We start from the raw sequence: 23546 nt of genomic DNA, 5'->3' as shown, positions 1-23546 counted from the left end.
ACTGTGGATAAGAATTCAATAAAGAAAAATACACTCTTACAAATAATTACACTGCTATTGTGCTTTACAAGTGTTGTTCATGCTCAACAAGATGCACAATACACACAATACATGTACAATACAGTAAGTGTTAATCCAGCTTATGCAGGTTCCAGAGGTCATTTAAGTATCGCGGCCTTATACCGTAATCAATGGCTAGGTTTGGATGGTGCTCCTGAGACGCAAACCCTTAATCTTCATACTCCTATGGGATATAGAGGAGTAGGTTTGGGAATATCCATTGTCAATGATAAAATAGGACCTACATCTGAAACATACTTTGATATAGATTTTTCATATACCATTCAAACATCATTTGACGCCAAGTTAAGTTTTGGGCTAAAGGCAAGCGCCCACATGTTAGATATTCGATATTCAGAATTGGATGAATTTGAAATTGACCCTCAATTGCAATCACAGCAGGATATTCAAAATAAATTTTCACCCAATATTGGTGCTGGAATTTATTATCATACTGAACGTTTTTATACAGGTCTTTCAGTACCAAGGTTGTTAGAAACCACTCATTTTGATGAATCATCAATTTCAACTGCAACGGAGCAGATAAACTTATACTTTATCACTGGGTATGTATGGGATTTAAATCCCTTTCTCAAATTTAAACCGACACTTTTAACTAAGGCGGTTCAAGGTGCCCCCTTTCAAGTTGATGTATCTGCAAATTTTATGTTCAATGAAAAATTTATAGGTGGTGTTGCCTATCGTTGGGATGCTGCATTCAGTGGTCTCTTTGGTTTTAGAATATCTGACGAGATGTTCATTGGCCTTGCCTACGATCGCGAAACCACGGATTTAGGAGCAGCTACCTTCAATGATGGATCTTTTGAGGTTATCCTTAGATATGATTTTGTAAAGAATTTGAGTAACTTAAAATCTCCACGTTTCTTTTAAAATTAAAGGTTTTAGAAACATTTTAGAACCTGCATTCATGTATTTCCTGACAAACGTCATATTTTTACCTTATGAAAGGGGAAAATGTGATATTGGTCAATGAGGATGATGAACCTATTGGCCTAATGCCTAAAATGGAAGCCCATGAGAAAGCTGTTCTTCATAGAGCTTTTTCAGTTTTTATTATGAATAACAAAGGTGAGACGATGCTGCAACAGCGCGCTAAGGATAAATACCATTCACCTTTACTATGGACAAACACCTGCTGTAGTCATCAGAGAGAAGGAGAAACCAATATTGAAGCAGGGAAAAGACGTCTCCAAGAGGAAATGGGTTTTAAAACAGAACTGAAAGAATTACTCTCTTTTATCTACAAAGCACCATTTGATAATGGTCTTACGGAACATGAGTTAGATCATGTAATGATTGGTTACTATGATGAGAATCCGATAGTAAACCCTTCCGAGGTAGAAGATTGGAAATGGATGTCCCCTTCGGATATCAAGATGGATATTTCTAAGAATCCGGATGATTATACAGCTTGGTTCAAAATTATTTTTGAACGGTTTTATAACCATATTTCTGATAATAGTAATAAAGGATGAAGGTAAAGGTTAGCAGAAAAGCCAATTTTAACGCGGCACATAGGCTGTATAGACCAGATTGGAGTTTTGAAAAAAACGATGCCGTTTTTGGTAAATGCAACAATCCAAATTACCATGGCCACAATTATGATCTTATTGTAAGTGTTACAGGAGAAATTGATCAACGGACAGGTTTTGTCATGGATCTTAAAGTGCTTAAGGATTTAATTAAGGAACATGTTGAAGAAGCCTTGGACCATAAAAACTTAAACAAAGATGTTCCTGAGTTTGAGGACATAAACCCTACAGCGGAAAATATCGCTGTTGTAATATGGAATAAGATTAGACCTCATATTGAAAAAACCAAAGAATTGGAGGTAGTACTTTATGAAACACCTCGTAACTTTGTAACTTATTCTGGATAAATGACCTTATACCCGTTAAAATTCAACCCAATTCTAAAAGAACGTCTTTGGGGAGGAACAAAACTTAAAGATGTACTCGGAAAGCCTATTGAAAGCGAAATCACAGGAGAAAGTTGGGAGCTTTCCGGAGTAGCTGGGGATATTTCTGAAATTTCCAATGGAGAATTAGTTGGAACTTCTTTGCAGGAATTAATTCAGAAAGAAGGAAAAAACTTGTTAGGTAAAAGTGTTGTGGAAAGGTTTGGAAATGATTTCCCAATTCTTATAAAATTTATAGATGCCAAACAAGATTTGTCCATCCAGCTTCATCCCAATGATGAATTGGCCAAAAAAAGACATAACTCTTTTGGAAAAACGGAGATGTGGTACGTTATGGATGCAGACCCTGGGGCCAAACTAATTGTAGGGTTCGACAAGAGTGTTGAAAAAGAAGAATACATTAAAAGTCTAGAAGAAAACACCCTTTTGAATCTGATGAACTATGAGGAAGTTTCAGAAGGTGATACTTTCTTTATAAATACAGGGAAAATCCATGCCATTGGTGCTGGGGTGTTATTGGCAGAGATCCAACAGACCTCAGACGTGACTTACAGGGTTTTTGATTTCAACAGAAAAGACAAAAACGGAAACCTTAGAGAATTGCATACAGAGTTGGCTCTTGACGCTATGGATTATTCCAAAAAAGATGATTTTAAGGTTAATTATCTAGATAAAATGGATTCGATCAACACAATGGTTGATTGCCCTTATTTTAAAACCAATTTTTTAGAATTAAGCAAAGGAATGCGTCAAGATGTTTCATCTCGGGATTCTTTTACGATTTATATGTGTGTGGGAGGAGAGGCTGAAATTGTTAATGATTTTGGCAGTTCTTTGATTAAGAAGGGTGAGACCATTTTAATTGCTGCCTCGAGTAGTTGGATAGATATAAAGACAGAAGGGGTTAAACTTTTAGAAGTTACCATTTAATAGTACATTTGAAAAAACAGTAGTATGGCAAGTATTCGTGATTTAAAGAAGGATGTCAATTTTGTTTTAGGAGATATCATAGAAGCGGTCTACATATGGGAGGCGGGCTCAAATAACAAAGACTCAGAAGAAGGTTCTGTGCTTATTGATAGAGCTATTGCGATATTTGATGAGCTTATGGACAAGATTCATCAAAAAGAAGTTGATAACAGTAAAGCGCACTTTAAAGACATCCGGTCGCAGCTAGAAGAAAAAGCTACTGAACTAGTTGAAGAGTTAAACAAATTAGCTGGTTAATCCCTTATTTTTTCAAATATTCTTTGAAAGCTTTTCCGTATTTGGAAGCAGCTACTTCAGGTGTTAAGGAATTGTATATCGAATCCAAATATTTTGGGTTAGCTTCATTTGCTCCAATCAGCATTGCGTAAGGGGTAACGTAAGAATCACTATTGTTCAAACCAAAATTTAAGGTATACCTGTATCGTTTCAAGATATTTTGAGATATTAGGTTTTGTACTGAATCCAATGCCAACGAATCCGCCTGAATCTCGGGTAAAAAACTTTGCTGTGAAAGCTCAAGCTCTTTAATATTGAAATTAGAAAGCATTCCATTGAATTCTGCAAGCTTTTCATGACTTTTAGAACCAGAGACTTCTGCGTTGGTTTCAAAAGTATTCCAAGAAGTATTTATAGTGATTTGCCCAGGTTCACCAAAAAAAGTAATACGATCGTTAACATCATTATTATCGGCTTTATCTAAGTAGAGATAAAAAATTTCTGGACTTTCTACTTCATGGGAAAAAGAAAAACTTCCATCTCCTTGAATTTCAAGCGAATCCAATACCACTAATGACGAATCATTGAAGTGTTGCAGGAACAAGGTTCCTTTTTTTAACCCTTTAATATTTCCTGAAACGGCCATGGTGTTTTCTGTATTCTTTTGACAAGAAACAATGATCAAACCAAGTACCAGTGCAAACAAAATCCTCTTCATTGTTGAAATTTAGCGGGGCAAATATCAATAAACTTATGGAATAATTAAACTTTAGAAGCTACTTCCATCAATAAAGCACATAAATAGGCACCTGCTGTGCCCACTACATAACCAAAAACAGCTAGAAGAATACCCACAGATGTCAATGAAGGGTGAAATTCTGCTGCCACTACTGGAGCAGAAGCGGCCCCGCCAACATTGGCTTGACTACCCACGGCCAAGAAAAAGTAAGGTGCTTTAATTAGTTTAGCCACCAAAATCAAGAGGCCCGCATGTATGGAAATCCAAACCAAGCCGATTACAATTAATCCCGGATTCTCCAATGCTCTGCTCAAATCCATTTTCATACCGATTGTGGCTACTAAGATATAGATGAAAATGCTCCCAATCTTACTGGCGCCCGCCCCTTCATAATTTTTGGCTTTGGTAAAGGAAAGCCCTATGCCAATTGCTGTGGCAAAAACTACCATCCAAAGGAATTTTGAGCTTAATGAAGAAAGTATTTTTTCTTTATTTCGGATAACCTCAAAATTGTTCTCTAGTAGTTCGGCAAAATGGTGCCCCAGAAAATGAGCAATTCCAACTCCGGCAAATGCATATAAAAGCATCATCATAAAATCATGCAAACTGGTTACCCGGGCAATTTTTGCTGTATGGGTAGATACTTTTTCTTTTAATTTTTCAATAGAAGAGGAATCTGCTTTTAGCCATTTGTCAATTTTTTTTGTTTTACCAACACCCAATAAAAGTATGGCCATCCATAAATTTGCAATTACAATGTCAACAATGACCATTTTGGTATATCCTTTTGGATTATATTGAAATACCTCAAGCATGGCCGCTTGATTGGCACTGCCACCAATCCAACTTCCCGCAATAGTAGCCAGACCTCTCCAGACAGCATCAAAATCATTGCCACCAACCGTTTCCGGCGAAAAGATGGAAACAATTAAAATAGCCAAGGGCCCGCCTATTATTATTCCCGCACTACCTGTTAAAAACATGATCAATGCTTTGGAACCCAAATTCATGATTGCCTTTAAATCTATGCTCAACGTCATTAAAATAAGTGCAGCGGGTAATAAATACCTGCTAGCTACATAATATGTCTGAGATTGTTCTTCACTTACAATTCCCGTGCTAGCCAGAATTCCGGGCAGCAAATAGCACATGAGAACCGTTGGGACAATACCATAGAATTTTTTCCAAAATCCGGTTTTAATGGAAGACGTATAAAAGACAAAACCTAGACAGAGACAGAGAAGACCAAAGATGACAGTATCTTCAGTAAAAGGGAGTTGGTTCATATAATTTTTATAGTGATGTTTTCAAATATAGGAAAATCAAAGATGGTCTTTAATAAATTGCGCCACACCATTTTCTTTGTTGCTTAAAGTCACTTTTTTGGCAATCTCCTTTACTTCTTTCCTTGCATTTTCCACAGCAACTCCAAGGCCAACATTTTTCAACATTTTTATATCATTGTAATTATCACCAAAAGCAATAACTTCATTCAAGGATTCATTCGGTTTTAATAAGGTCTTTATTGCTGAAAGTTTTGAAACTGATTTGGGAGCTATTTCAATTAACGTATCGTTGGAGCGATAACAATTCATGATATTGGAAAAACTATCCGTCAACTTCTGGGTAACTTGATCCATGCTTGTCTTAGTTCCCATAAGCATGATTTTATGTGGGCCTACGTTTTCTTTTTTCCATCTCTCCAAAGTTTGCACAGTGGACTCAAAAATGGGCTCGGCTTTTGTGTTTAAAATCTCTTTTTCAACTCGTTCAGAGGTTTCATTTACACACCATTCATCCTTGTAATATAGTCCAAGTTTTATTCCGTAGGGTTGACAAAGAGTATTTAACTGGTTTGTATTTTCGGAAGAAACGATGGTGGAGCTTATTTCTACATCACCCTCAAGAATCAAGGCGCCGTTGTAACAGATAATTGGGTTTTCCTGTATTCCCATCCTTTTTTGAAGATAGGTCATGGATTTTGGCATTCTTGCCGAAACTAGAATGATCCTAAGGTTTTCCTTTATTCGATTTATCTCTGAAATGGTAAATTCAGAAACATCATTTTTTGTAGATAGCAGGGTGCCATCTAAATCTGAACAAAGTACCTTGAAATTCATTCTAAATGTTTAACCAATAGGTAAGCTTAAGGTTAATGGACCTGTTTCTTGGCATGAATGAATTTACAAAGTAATTGTCGTTATACACTATGAACAAATCTGATAGCGGGGCAAATCTCCACTGCAAGCGTGAATTAAAACCTAAATTGTCTCGTTGATTGCTATATTGTACCAAGGTTGACCAAAATACAGATTTATTAAAAGTAATGTTGACTCTGGGACTCACCAGCCATAGGTCAGCGCTCGGAAAAGGATCAGGGAGATTTATGCTGTCATAGTTTAAATCCAGGGAAAGAGAAACTTTTGGTTGAAGTCTTAGACTAATGTCACCCTCAAAAGAAAATCGGTTACCATTAAAGAAATCCCCATATCCTGGTTCTAAAGAATAAGAAAAGATTTTTCGTCTATCACTTTGAAATTCAACTTCATAACTAGTGTAATAGTACCCCTGGTCCGCAGGAAGTTCAAGTGCACCATCTGTATCTGTTGGATCAAAAGAATCGGTTAAAAAAGTGAATCTATTGAACATTCTAGCTGATATTTCTTCTTGGGTTTTGAATTGAGCTTGCCAGCTGGTAAAAATAGTATAATCGGTATTTTGATAGTCCAGAGTTGGTCTCCATATAGCGTTTGGACTAAAACGGAAGCCATGAGAATTGATTTTTCCTTTCTTAGGCCAAAAATTAAATTCTATAAAAGGTCTTGCCGCGATTATATCTTGTCTTCTTACAAACCCTAAATCTGATCTAAAGTCATTGCCAACATAGTTACCACGCAAACCAAAATTAATAGTCCTTGAATTATATTGAAGGTCAATTCCCCCAGAGCTGTCATCATCACCAATGTCATGTGCAAAGGATTTATGAAAGAAAAATTTACCAACCCAGGTGTTATCTGCAGATGCAAGATTATAATCTAATCCAACCACACGGTTATACCTTTCTGTTTCCTCTAAAAAATCATAATCCTTGAAAGTTTCACGGTTAACAAAAATAAAACTGAGATTAGATCGGGAGAACATCTTTTTTTGAAGTGCAAAAACAGTATTGTTATTGCTAGGGATTTCGTTTTCAGTATCTTCCTCGGTCTGAATATTCAACAGCCCTAAACGCCAATCTTCATTAAGTTTTCCGCTGAGGCGGATTCCCCCAATAATACCATTTTCAATGGTTTCTTCATCCAAATTTTCGGCAATTCCTATTCTTCTTGAAAAAAATGGGTTGGAATCACGTGAATTACCAAACGTTCCAAAAAGATCACTATTATCAACAAAAAACTGCCTTCTTTCTGGGAGTGATATCTCGAATCTGGTAAGGTTGGTGAAAACATTGTCCACCTCTACATTGGAAAAATCGGGATTAACGGTAATATCCAAATTCATTCCGTTACCAATGGCCACTTTGGCATCCCCACCAAAATTCAGGTCATTATTGGTATCGTTCGTTTCAAAATCTTTTGAAGAAATTCCATTGACGTATGGAATAATTGCTAACGGTGTCCTTGATTTTCCCAATGGTTTTTCAAAAACCATATCGCCCATAAATGCTAAACCAAAAATAAACTGATTCTGGGGAATCTCTATCCATGTACTGGTTTCATTGGTCTGCATATCAAAACGATAGCTATTAAAGCGCCATTTGGTCTCTCCCTGCTTAAATTTAAACGAGGTTAAGGGAATAGCCATTTCGCAGATGTAATAGCCATCATACATTTTGGATTCCCCTCGCCATTTTACATCCCAAGAAGTGGTAAAACCTCTAAGGTCAGTACCTCCATTGGAAATTAGAGCTTCTCTTCTTACTCCATAAGGGTTCATGCCAAACAGAAAAGCATTTGTGCCATCATTAAAAGTGTCAAAAAGTAAACTAATGTTATCATTGCCACCAGCTCTATAATCTCTTTGTAATGATGGAATTACATAATCGTCACCTTCTGTATTTACTTTGATGCCAACATATAATGTCGTCTCACTGTAGAGCATTTTTATATCGGTTGGCTGAACTGCCAAAATAGAATCCGAAGGAAAATATTGTTGGAAATCATGAGCGCTCTCAGCGGTTTTCCAAATAGATTCGTCCAATACCCCATCTATTTTGATGGGTTCGGAAATATACTTTACGGTAAATTGTTTTGGATTGGTCTGAGCAAAAAATACAATAGGGAAGAGCGTTGCAGCGAGTACAAAACGGAATTTCAACATTGGATAATTTAAGTTAGTCCGTCAAATTTACGGGTAAGCTTAGTTAAAAAAATCCCAAAAATTAATTATCCTCATTGCTCTTTTTTTTTGGCTCTCTTTTTGCCTCTTTAAGACTTTTCATCAACATCCATTCTATCTGACCATTAGTACTGCGAAATTCATCAGCAGCCCATTTTTCAATTGCTTTGAGCATGTCTTCGTTGAGTCTTAGAGCGAACGCCTTTTTTTTACTCATTTATTCTAACTAATACCTTAATTACCTTTTGATGTAATCGTATTAAATACAAATACTTATCAATGATTAAGAGTTCCTGTATTTACAATAGGTGAAGCATCTTTATCTGAACATAGTACAACCATTAAATTACTAACCATGGCAGCTTTTCGTTCTTCATCCAAATCTACGATTTGCTTTTTGTTTAATTCTTCCAGTGCCATTTCTACCATGCTTACTGCACCTTCAACAATTTTATGTCTTGCAGCAACGATTGCCGTAGCTTGTTGGCGTTTTAGCATGGCATTGGCGATTTCCTGTGCGTAGGCCAAATAACCGATTCTTGCTTCCAATACTTCAATTCCGGCCATTCCAAGTCTTTCTTGGACTTCTTTTTCAAGAGCTTCACTTACTTCATTTAAACTGGAACGCAAGGTAATATCTTCTTCTATACCCTCGTCGGCAAAATTATCATATGGATACATACTTGCTAATTTCCTAACTGCAGCATCTGTTTGAACCCGAACAAAATTTTTGTAATCATCAACATCAAAAGCAGCTTTATAAGTATCCGTTACCCTCCAAACCAAAATGGTACTTATCATAACTGGATTTCCCAGTTTATCATTAACTTTAAGTCGTTCACTATCAAAATTACTAGCTCGTAAAGAAACTTTTCGTTTGGAGTATAAAGGGTTTACCCAATGAAGCCCATTCTTCTTTATGGTTCCTACATATTTTCCAAAAAGCACTAAAACCCGTGAATTATTCGGATTTACCAAAACCAACCCAAAGGCCATTATCAACCCAATAAAAACACAAATACCGAACCAACCGGATTTGGTAGAAATAATGGCGGCGATTCCTCCAAAAAAAAGCACTAAGGAAACGAATAACATAAAGTATCCGTTTAAAGGGGAGATTATTTTCTCATCTGTCATAATTATTGATTTAATGATATTAAATTGATATCATAAATATATCATATTAAATTCACTTTCACAAATGATGTTAATAATCTAATGAAAATGCCTCTTTATGATATGTTTTTATTAATCACAGTTTTCTACATTTGAAAAAATCATCAATCATGAACAAAACCATTTTACTCTTTTTACTGGTACCTTTATTAGGTTATAGTAATTATTGGGGAAAAACGGGACATAGGGTTACCGGACATATTGCGGAAAACCATTTAACGGGAAAGGCAAAACGAGCGTTGAAAGATTTGTTGGACGGACACAGCTTGGCTTTTGTTTCCACTTTTGCAGATGAGATAAAAGCTGACCGTGCATATTCTAAGTTTTCTGCATGGCATTATGTTAACTATCCTCTAAATATGCGCTATGAAGATTCACCTAAGAGTAAATATGGTGATGTAGTACAGGCCATTGGGGAGTGTACAAGAATAGTGAAAAATGAAAATAGTTCTAGAGCTGACAGGGTTTTTTATCTTAAAATGTTAGTCCATTTGGTTGGTGATTTGCACCAGCCCATGCATGCTAGTAGGGCAGAGGATAAAGGAGGTAACGATATTCAGTTGCAGTGGTTTGGCGAAGGAACCAATCTACACAGAGTTTGGGATAAAAACCTAATTTTATCTTATGGCATGACATATACCGAGCTTGCTGATGAACTTAAGCAAGTGTCAAAAAAAGAAAGAAAAAAAATTCAAGAAGGTACAGTGTATGATTGGGTAGAAGAGTCTCATCAGTTGTGCGCAGAAATCTATACTTCTGCAGAAGTGGGCGAAAAGTTAGGGTATAAATATGGTTATAAATACAACGATGTACTGTTTGAGCAGTTGCAAAAAGGAGGCCTAAGACTTGCCAAAGTATTGAACGATTTGTTCAAATAATTATTTAATTACCCTGAAAGTGAGGTTTATCCGTTCTCCAATCTTTCTTGCAGTTTTTGCAATTTGATGATGCCAATGGTGTTGGGTTTGCCCTTGCATCAACAATAAACTTCCATGTTCTAGTAAGACCTTGTGTTTGATGCTTTTATCTTGTTTGTGCCTCAAATGAAAAAAGCGTTCTGCTCCTAATGATAGTGATGCTATTACCGGGTTTTGGCCAAGTTCTTTTTCATCATCGGAATGCCAACCATTACTATCCTTTCCGTCTCTATAATAATTAAGTAAACAAGTTGAAAATTCTATACCAGCTTCTTTTTCAATTGTGGATTTTATTTTTAGCAGTTCTGGCGTAAATTCCAGAGGTGTCATGGTAATATTGGAGTAGGAATAGGTCTTTCCATTATTTCCATATAATGCGGTCAATCTTGGCTGGGGGTATGTTTTTCCAAAAATAGTAATCTCATCTTGTCGCCATGGAATGTCATCCCGTAACCCTTTGAAATACGAACTGGCTTCTTCCTTCAAAAAATTTGGATAATAGACAATATCACTATCGGGCAACTCTAAAATCATTTTTTCTGAAAACAATCCCATGCTATTTAAGTACAGCCTTTAATTGATTTCTATATTCTGATGGGTTTTGACCTGTGAATGTTTTGAAGGACTTATTGAAATGCGAAAAATTGTTGAACCCACTATCATAACAGACTTGGGTGATGCTCATTGGTTGTTCTGCCAATAGTTTGGAAGCATGGACCAGACGATACTCATTTACAAACTGTGTAAAGGTCTTATTGGTTATTTTTTTAAAATACCTACAAAATGAAGGAACGGTCATACTTACTATATTGGCAATTTCATCTAGACTTATGTCTTCCTTAAAATTGGTTTTAACGTGATTAAAGACAACATTGATTCTATCATTATCCTTGACTTCCGTTTCCATAGAAAAACCTTCACCATTCAACACTTTTATTTCTTCGGATGTGGCAAGCTGGTTTAGTATGTTAAGAATAGATAGCAACCTTTGAAAATCTGTTTGGTATTCCAGTATTTCCATTTTTTCACCAACTTTGGTTTTGGTATTGCCAAAGAATGCAATTCCGCCTTTTGCAACTTCAAAAAGCTTTTGAATGTTCTTCATTTCTGGAATATTGAAGAAATCATTGCCCAAAAAATCGGCTTTCATCTGTACTAAGGTCTCACTCTTGTTTCCTGTAAGCCTATCTGTAAAGCCGCAATGCGGTAAGTTGGAACCTATAAGAATAAGATCTCCATTTCTAAAGTACGAAACATGACTGCCTATCTGCCTTTTACCTGATCCTCCTTTTATATAGACCAACTCCAACTCTGGATGATAATGCCACCCATTGTTCTTATTTTCCTTGTTCTCATTAAACTTTTGGTAGGTAAAAGAGTGCCCAAAACTTGGTGCAATCGCTTCAAAAGTAGGTTTTTGAATCATCATAGCCATTTCAGTTTCCTTATGTAAAGTTATTACGGGTTTAAACATACTTAATATGCAAAATTACCTAAAATATGTTCTATTTTACCCTTAATATTAATTTAACATATGACCAGTGTTAATATTCCATATAAATTGGAAAAAATGCTAGTGTTTTAAAGTAATATCCCATAGTAGTTTTGTCCTGTAATCTTTAAAAACGAAACGTTATGAAATCAGTTTTAAATTATGTTACAGTAGCAGCATTCCTATTAAGTTCTTCAATAGGGTTTGCAAACGGATCAGAGAACACTTTTGGTAAGAAAGGAATTGCGAAGAGTGAAGTAGAAAAGAAATTAATTGAAGTTGAATTAGACCCGGTTTTTGTAAAGAAAGGAGAAAAATTATTCTTAAATCTATTGAACCTTACACAAGGAAAGGTAGTTCTTAAAGTATATGATAGCCAAGATAGACTTGTATACAATGAATCTATTGACGGGGAGATGGTTATAGAAAAGGCCTTTAACTTTGAAAGAGCTTTTGAAGATGAATATACCTTAGTTGTGGTTGATAAGTTGGGTACTTACACAGAAACTATAACGGTAAAATAAGTTTGTTTAGTTAATTTCAGTGCAAGGAGGCCCATTTATGGGCCTTTTTTCATAGATATCTTTTTAGCCGCTCCCTTTTTGATGCAGGTAAGGCTTCATTGACAACCGCCAATTTTAGGAGGTCAATATCTTTCGTTTTTGAAAATAACAATGTATAAAATTGTTGAACCGTCAAGGTACTTTCGGATTCTTTTACCAATTCCAGTGTATCACCTGTTTTGACTTCTCCAACCTCTAAAACTCTAACATAGGTCCCAGGAAACCCATGATCAATGAATTGTTTAAGAATTTCTTGTGTTTCAAACCTTATGCCTAGCTTAAAACAAGGCTCCCTAGGTTGGGTAACTTGTACCAAAGCATTTCCAATTTTATAGACATTGCCTATTCGAATTTTAGATTCATCAAGGCCTTCAATAGTTAGATTTTCACCAAACATTCCCCAATTCCAATCCAGTTCTGGGTATTTTTCCTTCCAATAGGAGTAGTGGTCGGCGGAAAACAGGTAACAAGCTTTAAAAATGCCACCATGGACTTTTCTATCGCTAATGGTGTCACCGGCAACACTTTCACCTTCAAGAAGAAGAGATGTATTAACAGGGTATTTAAAAATCCCGGTAGTGGTTTGTTGCCCATTCCAGTTTATCGGGGTAGGTTTACCTATGTTCGTTGAAATAATTTGCATAGGGTTAAGATAAAAAAACCACCATAAATAAAGGTGGTTTTATCAAATGATTTTGTTTGAATTTAATCTTCTTTCTCCAAACGTTTGGTCATGTTGAAGCCTACCAAGAGACCTGCCCCGGCCAAAGTAAAGATTGTACCTGGGTACGCAACGTCGTCATGCACTCCAAAACTGTATACTAAAATAGAGGCTAGAAAAATTGCAGTTCCAATACCTATTAAAAGAAGGGAGATGTTTAGAATAATGATTTTCCAAAAAGGAGCAGCGACGGCTCTTCTTCCTTTAACAAAGATTGAAGCGTCCGCTCCTTTTTCAATTAATGCCAGACGTTCTTTGTTTCTGGTTGAAAAATAGAGGTAAGCTATGCCAAAGACAACCCCAAATAGTATTGGTATGATGATTAATTCAGATCCCATGATTGTTCGTTTTAAATGATTATTATTTTATTCGTTCATTGTCTATGACGACCCTTTTTTAATTGAGGTTACATTTTTTCGATAAAAAATAAGTATTCTGTAACCACAACATATGTTTTGGCGTCCAATGAGGGATGACAACCAATAAAGAAACTGATCTAATCAAAGAAATACAGGCGGGTAATACCCATGCATTTTCTGAGTTGGTTGATGCATATAAGAACTTGGTATTTACGTTGGCAAGTAGAATGTTGGGAAATAGGGAAGAGGCGGAAGAAGTATCTCAGGATACCTTTATCAAGGTTTTTAAGTCGTTGTCCCATTTTAAGGGTGATTCCAAGTTTTCCACATGGGTTTATAGGGTTACCTATAACACCTGTTTGGATAGAATCAAACAAAATAATAGGAATAAGACATTTGTAGATATAGAACATGTCAAAGATGTTTCACTTGCAACCATGAACAACGCCTTGGACAAAATAGTAAAGGAAGAAAGAAGAGCATTAATCAAAAAAAGCTTGAATTTGTTACCAGGAACGGATGCAGGCCTTCTCACGTTGTTCTATTTTGAAGAGCAAAGCCTAATAGAAATGGAAAAAACTTTAAATACTCCTGCGAGTACAATAAAGGTGCAGTTATTTAGGGCAAGAAAAAAGTTAGCTAAAATATTAAAGGAAAATTTGGAACAAGAAATACTTCAGAATTATGGATAAGAATGAAGAAAAGGAGTTAATGGAGTTTGTTGACAAAATCATGGATGAGGCAATTTTGGAATCTCCTTCATCCAATTTCACTGATAACATTATGTCTCAAATTACCGAACCAGTGCTAAATGATATTACTGATTATAAGCCATTGATACCAAAGGGCGTTTTAATTTTCTTATGTATTGGATTGGTTGGAATGACATGGTATTTAGCTGCTGAATATACCATGGACAATAGAGCATGGTTTGGAAATGGACAAATTGATTCGTTTTTTGAAAGAATTTTAGATTGGCCTCGGATGCGTTCATCTTCAAAAACGACCGTATATGCGGTGTTGCTTTTTGGGTTATTGTTTCTGATTCAAATTCCTTGGTTAAAAAGATACTTTGACAATAGTTGGATGTTAAGATGACAGGTAGAAGTATGCCCAATACATCAATCCAAATTGCAGAGGAATTCTAAGTATAAGAATCCATTTGGGTATTCCAGCGCTTTCTTTTTCACCGGATAACATGTAAAAGTGAACCAGTAAGAAAACAAGAAGCATTGCTATGATAGCATAAATACTCATGTTCTTTGTTTGCTCAAAACAAAGTGCAATGCCCAAAACAATTTCAATACCGCCACTTAACAGCACTAAAAGTCTGTGGTTTGGCAGATATCTGGGCATTATGCGCAGATAGGCCATTGGATAAATAAAATGAGCAATGCCTGCAATTATATACATACCGGCCATTACATAAAGATGCCAAAGGTTCTCCATTTAGATAAAAATAAGAAAGGCAGGTCATATGACCTGCCTTTAATTAAAATTTATGGGTTTGAACTTATTTTATCATCTCATAACTGCGCGAAATGAAATTGGTAAGTTCTTCTCCTTTTAACAACCCTTTGGACAAGCGCGCCAAATCTAGGGATTGATTGATCAATCGCTCACGTTTTTTGGCGGTTTTGGTATTTAATATTTCACCAACCAATTCATGATTGGTGTTTACAATAAGATTGTACATTTCTGGCATATTGCCCATTCCAAACATTCCGCCACCGTCACCGGTTTGTTGCATCTCCTTCATCCTTCTCATAAACTCAGGCTCTGTAATAATAAATGGTGACGCAGAACTGTCCATTGCTTCCATTTGAATGGTATATCCCTTATCCGTTACTACTTTTTCCAAGTCAGCTTTTAGGCTGTCCTTTTCTTCATCAGAAAGTTTAGAAATAGCAGTTTCCTCCTTTTTAATAAGGTTGTCTAAATGGTCAGCATCTACCCTTGCAAAAGATAAATTCTCTTTAGAAGTTTCTAATTTTTGCATTAAATGCGATATGATTGGAGAATCCATCAATAGTACTTCAAAGCCTTTTGCTTTAGCAGCTTCAATATAGCTGTGTTGCGCTTCTTTATCAGATGCATATAGTACAACCAACTTTTCATCCTTGTCCGTTTGGTTGTCCTTTATTTTATTCTGTAATTCTTCAAAAGTGAAGAACTTGCCATCTACTGTAGGGTATAATGCAAATTTGTCCGCTTTTTCAAAGAATTTATCTTCAGAAAGCATTCCATACTCGATAACGACTTTAATATCGTTCCATTTTTGCTCAAAATCTTCACGATTACTTTTAAAGAGCGAGCTTAATTTGTCTGCAACCTTTTTTGTGATATAAGAAGAAATCTTTTTAACGGCACCATCTGCTTGCAGGTAGGAACGTGAAACGTTAAGGGGGATATCTGGAGAATCTATAACACCACGAAGCATGGTTAAAAACTCAGGAACAATACCTTCAACATTATCGGTCACAAAAACCTGGTTTTGGTATAACTGAATCCTATCTTTTTGGATGTTTAGATCATTGGTCAACTTTGGAAAGTAAAGAATACCTGTTAAGTTGAAGGGATAATCCACATTCAAGTGAATATGGAACAAAGGCTCTTCAAACTGCATTGGATACAATTCTCTGTAGAAGCTCTTGTAATCTTCATCTTTTAAATCTGCAGGCTTCTTTGTCCATGCTGGTGAGGGATTGTTGATAATGTCATCTACCTCTTGTGTAGGTGCTGGATCCTCTTCTTTAACACCTTCCGGTTTTGGAAGTGTTTCTGTTTTTGTTCCAAATTTTATTGGAATAGGCATGAACTTGTTATACTTAGTCAACAGTTCACGAATCTTTGAGTCTTCTAAAAACTCTGTCGAATCTTCCGCAACATGAAGAACAATTTCTGTTCCTCTATCTTTTTTCTTTGCTTCTTTTAAAGTGAATTCAGGAGATCCATCACAAACCCAGTGAACAGCAGGTTCATCTTTAAAACTCTTTGTAATGATTTCCACTTTTTCCGCTACCATAAACGCAGAATAGAACCCAAGACCAAAATGTCCAATAATACCGGAGTCTTTGCCAGCATCTTTGTATTTGTCCAAAAACTCTTCTGCACCAGAAAAAGCAACTTCGTTAATATACTTTTTAACCTCATCTTCTGTCATCCCAATACCTTGGTCAGTAATACGGATTTGTTTTTTATCCTTATCGACCTTAATTTCAATCATAGGATTACCATACTCAACCTTGGCCTCACCAATAGAAGTTAGGTGTCTAAGTTTTAGCGTTGCATCCGTGGCGTTGGAAATAAGCTCTCTCAAGAAAATTTCGTGATCGCTGTAGAGGAATTTTTTTATTAGAGGGAATATGTTTTCTACTGAAACATTGATTTTACCTTTAGCCATTGTTTAATACTTTTCTTTAGTTTCTATGTATGACAAAAAAAATACCATAATTATAAAAGTGACAAACTGACACTGTATTGCACATTTAACAGTGCCTAACAAATTTTAACACAGTTTTGTTTATTCTTTTATTGAAAAAGATAAACAAAATACATATATTTGTAGTGTTATGGAAAAATTGCTATGAAATAGTATCATGCTATAACAAGTTTGTTTATTTATTGGTTAGGTTGTTGAAAACGCACTTTCACCCGAAAGTGCGTTTTCCTTTTCTTTCTTAAGAAATCTTAACTATTATTTTGTTCGGTAAATCGTATTTTTGATTAAACACAAAGTGCAATGGCAAATACTTCAAATTCAAAGGTTACAGAAGAAAAAATTATCGGTTGGTTCATGGATACTGTTTTGGAACATGAAATGATACCAAAATCTATTTATAAGTTTTGCAAGGAAAACAAAATTAAAGAAGAGGAGTTCTATAAATTCTTTGGATCTTTTGATGGTTTGCAACATGCTATTTGGGATAAGTTTTTTGAGAATACCCTAGCTGTTATGCTAAAAAATGAGGCATATGATGGTATGACCAATGAAGAGAAAATGCTTACATTTTTCTATACCTTTTTTGAGTCATTGACTTTGAACAGGAGTTATGTTCTTTTCATGTTAAAAGAGCACAAAAACAAAATGGAGAAAATAGGGCAGTTAAAAGGCCTTAGAAACCATATAAAGGATTTTGCTTCAGAACTTATTGAGGAACGGAATAGCGAAAAGAATCTAAAAATCCTTAAACACAGCCCCCAATTGTTTTCAGAAGGCGCTTGGTTGCAGTTTTTATTCCTCTTAAAATTTTGGATGGATGATAATTCTCCAGATTTTGAAAAGACAGACATTGCCATAGAAAAATCGGTCACTACAATTTTCCAAGTTTTTGAAAGCGCTCCATTGGAAAAAATTATCGACTTCGGAAAATTCCTTTATAAAGAAAACTTTGCTTAATAGTGTATGAAGACATTGGACAGTATTCCCACAGGAAAGATTGAAAGAGCAGGAAAACTTGTAAAGACCGGCGTGAAAATAGGAGGGAACTATGTAAAGTACTATGGAAAAAAACTGGTCAATTCTGAGACTGCAAAAGAAGAACTTGACCAAGATAATGCAGAAGATATTTATGATGGCTTAAAAAGCCTTAAAGGAAGTGCACTCAAGGTGGCTCAAATGCTTAGTATGGAGAAAAACCTTCTTCCTAGAGCCTATGTGGACAAATTTTCACTTTCCCAATTTTCCGTACCACCACTTTCAGCACCTTTGGTTAGAAAGACTTTTAAAAAATACTTGAATAAATACCCTGAGGATATTTTTGACACCTTTGAGAAAGATTCCGTTAACGCGGCCAGTATTGGGCAAGTGCACAAGGCCAAAAAAGATGGAAAGGAACTGGCGGTTAAAATTCAATATCCAGGTGTAGCAGAGAGTATTAGTAGTGATTTAGCTATAGTAAAGCCTATTGCTATAAGAATGTTTAACCTGAAGGGCAAAGATTCTGAAAAATACTTTAAAGAGGTAGAAAATAAACTGGTAGAAGAGACCAATTACATTTTGGAGCTTAAACAGAGTGAAGAGATTACCCAAGCATGTTCAGCTATTTCCAATATGGAGTTTCCCAACTATTACCAGAACCTATCCAGTGAACGTATCCTTACCATGGACTGGATGAAAGGAAAACACCTTAGTGAATTTACAAAAGTCGATTTTGATCAGGATCTTGGAAATAAACTAGGCCAAGCATTATGGGACTTTTATATGTTTCAAATACATAGTTTGCGCAAGGTACACGCGGATCCGCACCCAGGAAACTTTTTGGTAAGTGCAAATGAAACACTGATCGCCATAGATTTTGGTTGTATCAAAGAAATTCCAGACGAATTCTACATTCCTTATTTTGAATTGGCTCAAGAAGATAACATCAATAATGATGAGGTCTTCATGGAAAAACTGTATGAGTTGGAAATTTTAACACCCACAGATTCTGATGAAGAACTTGAATTTTTTAAGGCTCTTTTTAAGGAAATGCTTACACTGTTTACATCTCCCTTTCATCAAAATGAGTTTGATTTTGGAGCGGACACATTCTGGAACAAAATTGCAGATTTAAGTGAGCGCTACTCAAAAGATGATCAGATTAAAAAGATGAACGGTAACCGCGGTTCTAAACATTTTTTATATATGAATCGTACTTTTTTTGGACTTTACAACTTGCTTCATGACCTTAAGGCCAAGGTAGAAGTGAACGATTTTAAAAAGTACATGGACTAATTTTTCTGATATATTCCCAGTTCTTTGAATATATTTTTTACTTTTCCATCAAATAACCACTGGCTTTTTCAATAATTTTTATTTAACAATACTCTATGTACAATTCAAAAATATCTGGACTCGGATTTTACGTACCCGAAAATGTAGTGACGAATGATGATTTGTCCAAAGTGATGGAGACCAATGATGAATGGATTCAGGAACGGACAGGCATTAAGGAAAGAAGACATGTGGTCAAAGGAACAGATACTACTACGTCTATGGGTGTAAAAGCCGCCAAGGTGGCCATTGAGCGGGCCGGTATCGACAAGGATGATATTGACTTTATTGTTTTTGCAACGCTTAGTCCAGATTACTATTTTCCAGGACCGGGTGTTTTAGTGCAACGTGATCTTGGTATTAAAACAGTGGGGGCATTGGATGTGCGAAATCAATGTTCTGGTTTTGTCTATGGAATTTCTGTCGCGGACCAATACATTAAAAGTGGTATGTACAAAAATGTATTGGTAATAGGTTCAGAGCTTCATTCCCATGGTTTGGACATGACCACCAGGGGTAGGGGAGTATCAGTTATTTTTGGTGACGGTGCCGGTGCTGCAATATTGACCAGAGAGGAGGATACTTCTAAAGGAATTCTTTCGTCCCATTTACATTCTGAAGGGCAACATGCAGAAGAACTTTCTTTGATAGCTCCTGGTATGGGCAAAAGATGGGTTACCGATATTATTGAAGATGAAGACCCAGAGGACACTTCATATTATCCATATATGAACGGACAGTTTGTTTTTAAGAATGCCGTAGTTCGTTTTAGTGAAGTAATTATGGAAGGGCTACAGACTAATAATTTAGGTCCACAGGATATAGATATGCTCATTCCGCATCAGGCAAACCTGCGTATTGCACAGTTTATTCAAAAGAAATTTGGTCTTTCCAATGACCAAGTATTCAATAACATCATGAAATATGGCAATACCACAGCTGCCTCAATACCAATTGCTTTGACCGAAGCATGGGAAGCTGGTAAAATCAAGTCAGGAGATTTAGTGGTTTTAGCTGCTTTTGGTAGTGGATTTACTTGGGGCAGTGTAATTATTAAGTGGTAATTCTGCATGGGTAGACAGCTGGACAAATTGACCCCGGCCCTTATCGATTTTATTAAAAATCAAAAACTCTTTTTTGTCGCAACAGCAATGGAAGAAGGTTCCATAAACCTTTCTCCCAAAGGATTGGACTCACTACGGGTTTTGGATGAAAATAGAGTGGTCTGGTTGGATTTGACCGGTAGCGGCAATGAGACATCCACCCATTTAATGAACAAAAACCGCATCACCATAATGTTTTGTGCTTTTGATGGAGACCCTATTATTTTGAGACTATATGGAACTGCACAAGCATATAGAAACAATACCGAGTTTTGGAAGCAAAACATAGACTTGTTTCCTAAAATGGAAGGAGGCAGACAATTAGTAGATGTAAAAATTGATTTGATACAAGTTTCATGCGGTATGGGCGTACCAATAATGGAGTATAAGCATCAGCGACAATCTTTAGTGAATTGGGCAGAAAACCAGGGCAATGAAGGTTTAAAAAAATACTGGAAAAAGAAAAATTCCACCAGTCTTGATGGGTACCCTACCGATATTACAGATTAAAAAACAAAACCCCGATTCCAAAAGGAACCGGGGTTTTTATTGATATCCCCTGAAAGATTAACCAACCAACACTCTCTCAGGAATATCAAATGTTTTTATAAAATGCCTCCTCCAGATTGTTTGGTGTTGTCATCTCTTCTTTTACGCTGTTTTGCTCTGTTTTTTCCGCTACCAAAGCGGTAAGAGAGACCAGCATATACATTGTTGCTTTCCCAATTAAACCCTCCAACCTGATCATATGGACGGTCACCATCAAAAGCAAAACGCATCGTATTAAAAATGTCATTGTAGTTAAGGCTTATTGTGCCTTTGCCTTGCGCAAAGCTATACCGCGCTCCTAAGTTTACAAAATACATGGGCTCGGCGGTAAACTGTATAGTTCGGTTTTGACCTCGGTAAAATCCAAATAACTGAAAGGTCAATTCTTTGTTTACTTTAAAACTATTGTTCAATCTCATATTCCAAGCCGTGTTGTCTACTTCCACATCCTCCACAACAATGTCATTTTCTGTTGGGTCAGGGCTATTTCCGCTCAAACTTTCCGTAATGCCTCGTTGTGTTTGGGAATAGAAGTCAAAACTTCCATTAACACTCCACCATTGAGTAAGCTTATAGTTAGTGGAAAGCTCAAAACCGTAAGCAGATGTATTGTCAAAATTATCAAAGGTTAAAATAAGTTTGTTAAAATCAAGTCGGTCTACATATACTGCTCTGTTGATCTCATCAGAAATTGTTCTATAGAAAATACCAGCGGTTACACTCCCTCCTTTTATACGTCTGGTATAATTGGTTTCATAAGAATTTGTGAACTGCGGTACCAAACTTGGGTTTCCAAAAGAAGATATCAGTGGCGTTGCCCATTCTCTAATAGGGTTTACCTGTTGAAGACCAGGTCTATCCACACGTCTGCTATAACTTACTTGAAATTGATTTTTTTCATTTGGATTATAAGTCACAAATGCAGAAGGATAAACTTCAGTGTATTTATCTGTAAATGCCCGTAATCTGTTGGTGTCTGCCTTAACTTCAACATCTTCAACACGAACACCTGCCTGATACGAGAACTTTCCTCTGGTTTGACTGAAAGTGGCATATGCGGAATAAATATCCATACTATATACAAAATCAGTACTTGGTGTTGGAATCAGGTTTCCGTTGGAATTGAAAGACAAGCCTGTTGATGAGTAATCCACGTCAGTTTCAAAAGTTCTGGATTCCAAACCAACTTCTAATTTAGAAATACTGTCCAACGGGTTAACATAATCCAAGTTGATGAAAGTCTGTGTACGTTCGGTATCAACAAAATCCATGTAGTCTGGGAATAAGGATGTTCCTGTTGTTCTGAAGTTTGCATCTTGGTCGCTATTGAATCGATTATGATCTATTTCCAACTCTATATTATGACCTTCCTTTTTGAAATCGTGCTTATAATCAAAATTGTATTGCTCGCTAAGATTATCACTGATATCATTGAAGAACTGAGTAACATTTCTGGATAGATCATTGTTGTATGTTACAGCGGTTATTCCTTCTCCCGTTCCATCAAAAATGTTTTGATTGGTGAAAACAGAAATGGTATTGTTGTCATTCAAGTAAAAATCAACCCCTACTTTATAAAGATGTGATTTATTGTTATTGAAGAAATCGAATGCTTGTAACGAGTTTTCATCAATTCTTGTAATGGTACCGTCATTGACATATTTACCAATGTTGTTGCCGTAGTTGCCATAAAAATTGAATTTCCTTTGTCTATAGTTCATGTCAATGGAACTATTGAATTTGGCCTCGATGCCTTTGGTGAGTCCAGTGGTAATGTTTCCGTTAAACCCAATATTGGCATTTTTGTGCAGTATGATGTTGATAATACCGCTCATGCCTTCAGGATTGTACTTAGCTGATGGGTTTGTAATTAATTCTATTGATTTAATGGAAGTTGATGGTATTTGACGCAACAGTTGAGCAACAGGTACATTGGACAATTTTCCATCCACCATCACGCGTACATTTGAGTTGCCCCTCATGGAAATATCGCCGGTTTGCGAGTCTACATTTACAGAAGGAATATTGTTCATAATATCTGATGCCGTTGCTCCTGCAGTGGTTAAGTCCTTTCCAACGTTTATAACCTTTCTGTCCACGCGTTGTTCAATGGTGGTGCGTTCCGCAACAACTTCAACTTCAGATAGTTCTTCCGTGTCTTCCATTAAGGTTATGGTTCCAACTTCAACTTTTCGGTTCTTTTTGGTAATAACCAATTTTTGGGAATGCGTTTTGTACCCAATGAATTGAACTTCCATAATAAAAGAGCCTTCAGGTAATTTTTTTATTTCAAAATTCCCTTCCTCTGTCGTGATCCCCCCAGTAATGGTTTTGCTGCCATCTTCAGATTTAATTACAATGGCCGCGTAAGCAACAGGTTGTTTTAAGGTATTATCTATTACTGTACCAGATATTGAACCTATTGCAGTGTCCGTATCATTGTTGGCAGTTAAAGATGTTGAGTGCATACTGCACAAAAGCAGTGTGAAAAGTAAAATTACTCTTTTCATGAGTTTGATCGTTTTTTGATTAGATTGATGTTGCCTACAAGACGACGTTAAACGAAAGATGTTACAAATAAAAATGTGTTTAACATTTTTTAACAGAAGGGGTAGTTGAACAACTATGA

General features: G+C 36.2%; 26 protein-coding genes. 13 read left to right on the top strand and 13 right to left on the bottom strand.

What is annotated here, in order from left to right:
• The first annotated feature begins 3 nt into the window (after positions 1–3).
• The 5 genes from LV704_RS02970 to LV704_RS02950 all read left to right on the top strand — a co-directional run bounded on the left by LV704_RS02970 (position 4) and on the right by LV704_RS02950 (position 3226).
• Positions 4–951, top strand: a complete 948-nt coding sequence (locus LV704_RS02970; RefSeq protein ID WP_163423896.1) for a type IX secretion system membrane protein PorP/SprF — start codon at positions 4–6, stop codon at positions 949–951.
• A gap of 71 nt (positions 952–1022) precedes the next feature.
• On the top strand, positions 1023–1556 hold the full coding sequence (idi, locus tag LV704_RS02965) for an isopentenyl-diphosphate Delta-isomerase (protein WP_163423897.1): 534 nt from the start codon (positions 1023–1025) through the stop codon (positions 1554–1556).
• Positions 1553–1960 (top strand): 6-carboxytetrahydropterin synthase, encoded by a 408-nt coding sequence (locus LV704_RS02960; protein WP_163423898.1) that lies wholly within the window; start codon positions 1553–1555, stop codon positions 1958–1960. The genes idi and LV704_RS02960 overlap by 4 nt, the downstream gene beginning before the upstream one ends.
• Complete coding sequence (locus LV704_RS02955) at positions 1961–2929, top strand: type I phosphomannose isomerase catalytic subunit (RefSeq protein WP_163423899.1); 969 nt, start codon at positions 1961–1963, stop codon at positions 2927–2929.
• Between the two features lie 24 nt (positions 2930–2953).
• A complete protein-coding gene (locus LV704_RS02950; protein ID WP_163423900.1) occupies positions 2954–3226 on the top strand; it encodes a hypothetical protein in 273 nt (90 codons plus the stop codon).
• 4 nt (positions 3227–3230) lie between these two features.
• Here the strand turns inward: LV704_RS02950 and LV704_RS02945 are convergent, their stop codons facing one another.
• From LV704_RS02945 to LV704_RS02920, 6 genes are all read right to left on the bottom strand, one after another.
• Entirely contained in the window at positions 3231–3923 is a 693-nt protein-coding gene (locus tag LV704_RS02945; protein ID WP_163423901.1) for a DUF4369 domain-containing protein, read from the bottom strand.
• Positions 3924–3967: 44 nt separating this feature from the next.
• Entirely contained in the window at positions 3968–5230 is a 1263-nt protein-coding gene (locus LV704_RS02940) for a DUF819 domain-containing protein (RefSeq protein ID WP_163423902.1), read from the bottom strand.
• A gap of 36 nt (positions 5231–5266) precedes the next feature.
• On the bottom strand, positions 5267–6064 hold the full coding sequence (locus tag LV704_RS02935) for an HAD family hydrolase (RefSeq protein WP_163423903.1): 798 nt from the start codon (positions 6062–6064) through the stop codon (positions 5267–5269).
• A gap of 1 nt (position 6065) precedes the next feature.
• Entirely contained in the window at positions 6066–8264 is a 2199-nt protein-coding gene (locus tag LV704_RS02930) for a DUF5916 domain-containing protein (protein WP_163423904.1), read from the bottom strand.
• A 61-nt stretch (positions 8265–8325) separates the two neighbouring features.
• The gene (locus LV704_RS02925; RefSeq protein WP_163423905.1) at positions 8326–8499 is read right to left on the bottom strand and encodes an Arc family DNA-binding protein; all 174 of its coding nucleotides are present in this window, start codon (positions 8497–8499) and stop codon (positions 8326–8328) included.
• A gap of 59 nt (positions 8500–8558) precedes the next feature.
• Positions 8559–9419: an SPFH domain-containing protein gene (locus LV704_RS02920; RefSeq protein WP_163423906.1), complete on the bottom strand. Its 861-nt coding sequence runs from the start codon at positions 9417–9419 to the stop codon at positions 8559–8561.
• Positions 9420–9568: 149 nt separating this feature from the next.
• Between LV704_RS02920 and LV704_RS02915 the strand changes: the two genes are divergently transcribed.
• A complete protein-coding gene (locus tag LV704_RS02915) occupies positions 9569–10336 on the top strand; it encodes a S1/P1 nuclease (RefSeq protein ID WP_163423907.1) in 768 nt (255 codons plus the stop codon).
• Here LV704_RS02915 and LV704_RS02910 read toward each other — a convergent pair whose 3' ends face one another.
• Both LV704_RS02910 and LV704_RS02905 read right to left on the bottom strand, forming a co-directional pair.
• Positions 10337–10930, bottom strand: a complete 594-nt coding sequence (locus tag LV704_RS02910) for an alpha-ketoglutarate-dependent dioxygenase AlkB (RefSeq protein WP_163423908.1) — start codon at positions 10928–10930, stop codon at positions 10337–10339. It lies immediately after the preceding gene.
• Position 10931: 1 nt separating this feature from the next.
• Complete coding sequence (locus LV704_RS02905; protein WP_163423909.1) at positions 10932–11804, bottom strand: AraC family transcriptional regulator; 873 nt, start codon at positions 11802–11804, stop codon at positions 10932–10934.
• Between the two features lie 206 nt (positions 11805–12010).
• On the opposite strand from LV704_RS02905, the gene LV704_RS02900 reads away from it, so the two are divergent.
• Complete coding sequence (locus LV704_RS02900) at positions 12011–12391, top strand: hypothetical protein (protein ID WP_163423910.1); 381 nt, start codon at positions 12011–12013, stop codon at positions 12389–12391.
• Between the two features lie 49 nt (positions 12392–12440).
• Here the strand turns inward: LV704_RS02900 and LV704_RS02895 are convergent, their stop codons facing one another.
• Both LV704_RS02895 and LV704_RS02890 read right to left on the bottom strand, forming a co-directional pair.
• Complete coding sequence (locus LV704_RS02895; RefSeq protein WP_163423911.1) at positions 12441–13073, bottom strand: MOSC domain-containing protein; 633 nt, start codon at positions 13071–13073, stop codon at positions 12441–12443.
• 62 nt (positions 13074–13135) lie between these two features.
• On the bottom strand, positions 13136–13489 hold the full coding sequence (locus tag LV704_RS02890) for a DUF6249 domain-containing protein (protein WP_163423912.1): 354 nt from the start codon (positions 13487–13489) through the stop codon (positions 13136–13138).
• Between the two features lie 134 nt (positions 13490–13623).
• On the opposite strand from LV704_RS02890, the gene LV704_RS02885 reads away from it, so the two are divergent.
• Positions 13624–14202 carry an RNA polymerase sigma factor gene (locus LV704_RS02885; protein ID WP_163423913.1) on the top strand — a complete coding sequence of 193 codons (579 nt, stop codon included), beginning with the start codon at positions 13624–13626 and terminating at the stop codon, positions 14200–14202.
• Positions 14195–14608 (top strand): hypothetical protein, encoded by a 414-nt coding sequence (locus LV704_RS02880; RefSeq protein WP_163423914.1) that lies wholly within the window; start codon positions 14195–14197, stop codon positions 14606–14608. The genes LV704_RS02885 and LV704_RS02880 overlap by 8 nt, the downstream gene beginning before the upstream one ends.
• Here LV704_RS02880 and LV704_RS02875 read toward each other — a convergent pair.
• Positions 14600–14959, bottom strand: a complete 360-nt coding sequence (locus LV704_RS02875; RefSeq protein WP_163423915.1) for a MauE/DoxX family redox-associated membrane protein — start codon at positions 14957–14959, stop codon at positions 14600–14602. The genes LV704_RS02880 and LV704_RS02875 overlap by 9 nt on opposite strands.
• Before the next feature lie 64 nt (positions 14960–15023).
• Positions 15024–16913: a molecular chaperone HtpG gene (gene htpG / locus LV704_RS02870; protein ID WP_163423916.1), complete on the bottom strand. Its 1890-nt coding sequence runs from the start codon at positions 16911–16913 to the stop codon at positions 15024–15026.
• A 339-nt stretch (positions 16914–17252) separates the two neighbouring features.
• On the opposite strand from htpG, the gene LV704_RS02865 reads away from it, so the two are divergent.
• The 4 genes from LV704_RS02865 to LV704_RS02850 all read left to right on the top strand — a co-directional run bounded on the left by LV704_RS02865 (position 17253) and on the right by LV704_RS02850 (position 20878).
• Positions 17253–17909, top strand: coding sequence for a TetR family transcriptional regulator C-terminal domain-containing protein (locus LV704_RS02865; RefSeq protein ID WP_163423917.1), 657 nt, complete (start codon positions 17253–17255; stop codon positions 17907–17909).
• A 6-nt stretch (positions 17910–17915) separates the two neighbouring features.
• Complete coding sequence (locus LV704_RS02860) at positions 17916–19226, top strand: AarF/ABC1/UbiB kinase family protein (protein WP_163423918.1); 1311 nt, start codon at positions 17916–17918, stop codon at positions 19224–19226.
• 95 nt (positions 19227–19321) lie between these two features.
• Positions 19322–20329 carry a 3-oxoacyl-ACP synthase III family protein gene (locus LV704_RS02855; RefSeq protein WP_163423919.1) on the top strand — a complete coding sequence of 336 codons (1008 nt, stop codon included), beginning with the start codon at positions 19322–19324 and terminating at the stop codon, positions 20327–20329.
• Positions 20330–20335: 6 nt separating this feature from the next.
• Positions 20336–20878 carry a pyridoxamine 5'-phosphate oxidase family protein gene (locus tag LV704_RS02850; protein ID WP_163423920.1) on the top strand — a complete coding sequence of 181 codons (543 nt, stop codon included), beginning with the start codon at positions 20336–20338 and terminating at the stop codon, positions 20876–20878.
• A gap of 95 nt (positions 20879–20973) precedes the next feature.
• Here LV704_RS02850 and LV704_RS02845 read toward each other — a convergent pair whose 3' ends face one another.
• Positions 20974–23427, bottom strand: a complete 2454-nt coding sequence (locus tag LV704_RS02845; RefSeq protein ID WP_163423921.1) for a TonB-dependent receptor domain-containing protein — start codon at positions 23425–23427, stop codon at positions 20974–20976.
• Between the last annotated feature and the right edge of the window lie 119 nt (positions 23428–23546).

Source organism: Flagellimonas sp. CMM7 (genome assembly GCF_021390195.1).
GTDB lineage: Bacteria > Bacteroidota > Bacteroidia > Flavobacteriales > Flavobacteriaceae > Flagellimonas.
This window is presented reverse-complemented; position numbering and strand designations above follow the sequence as displayed.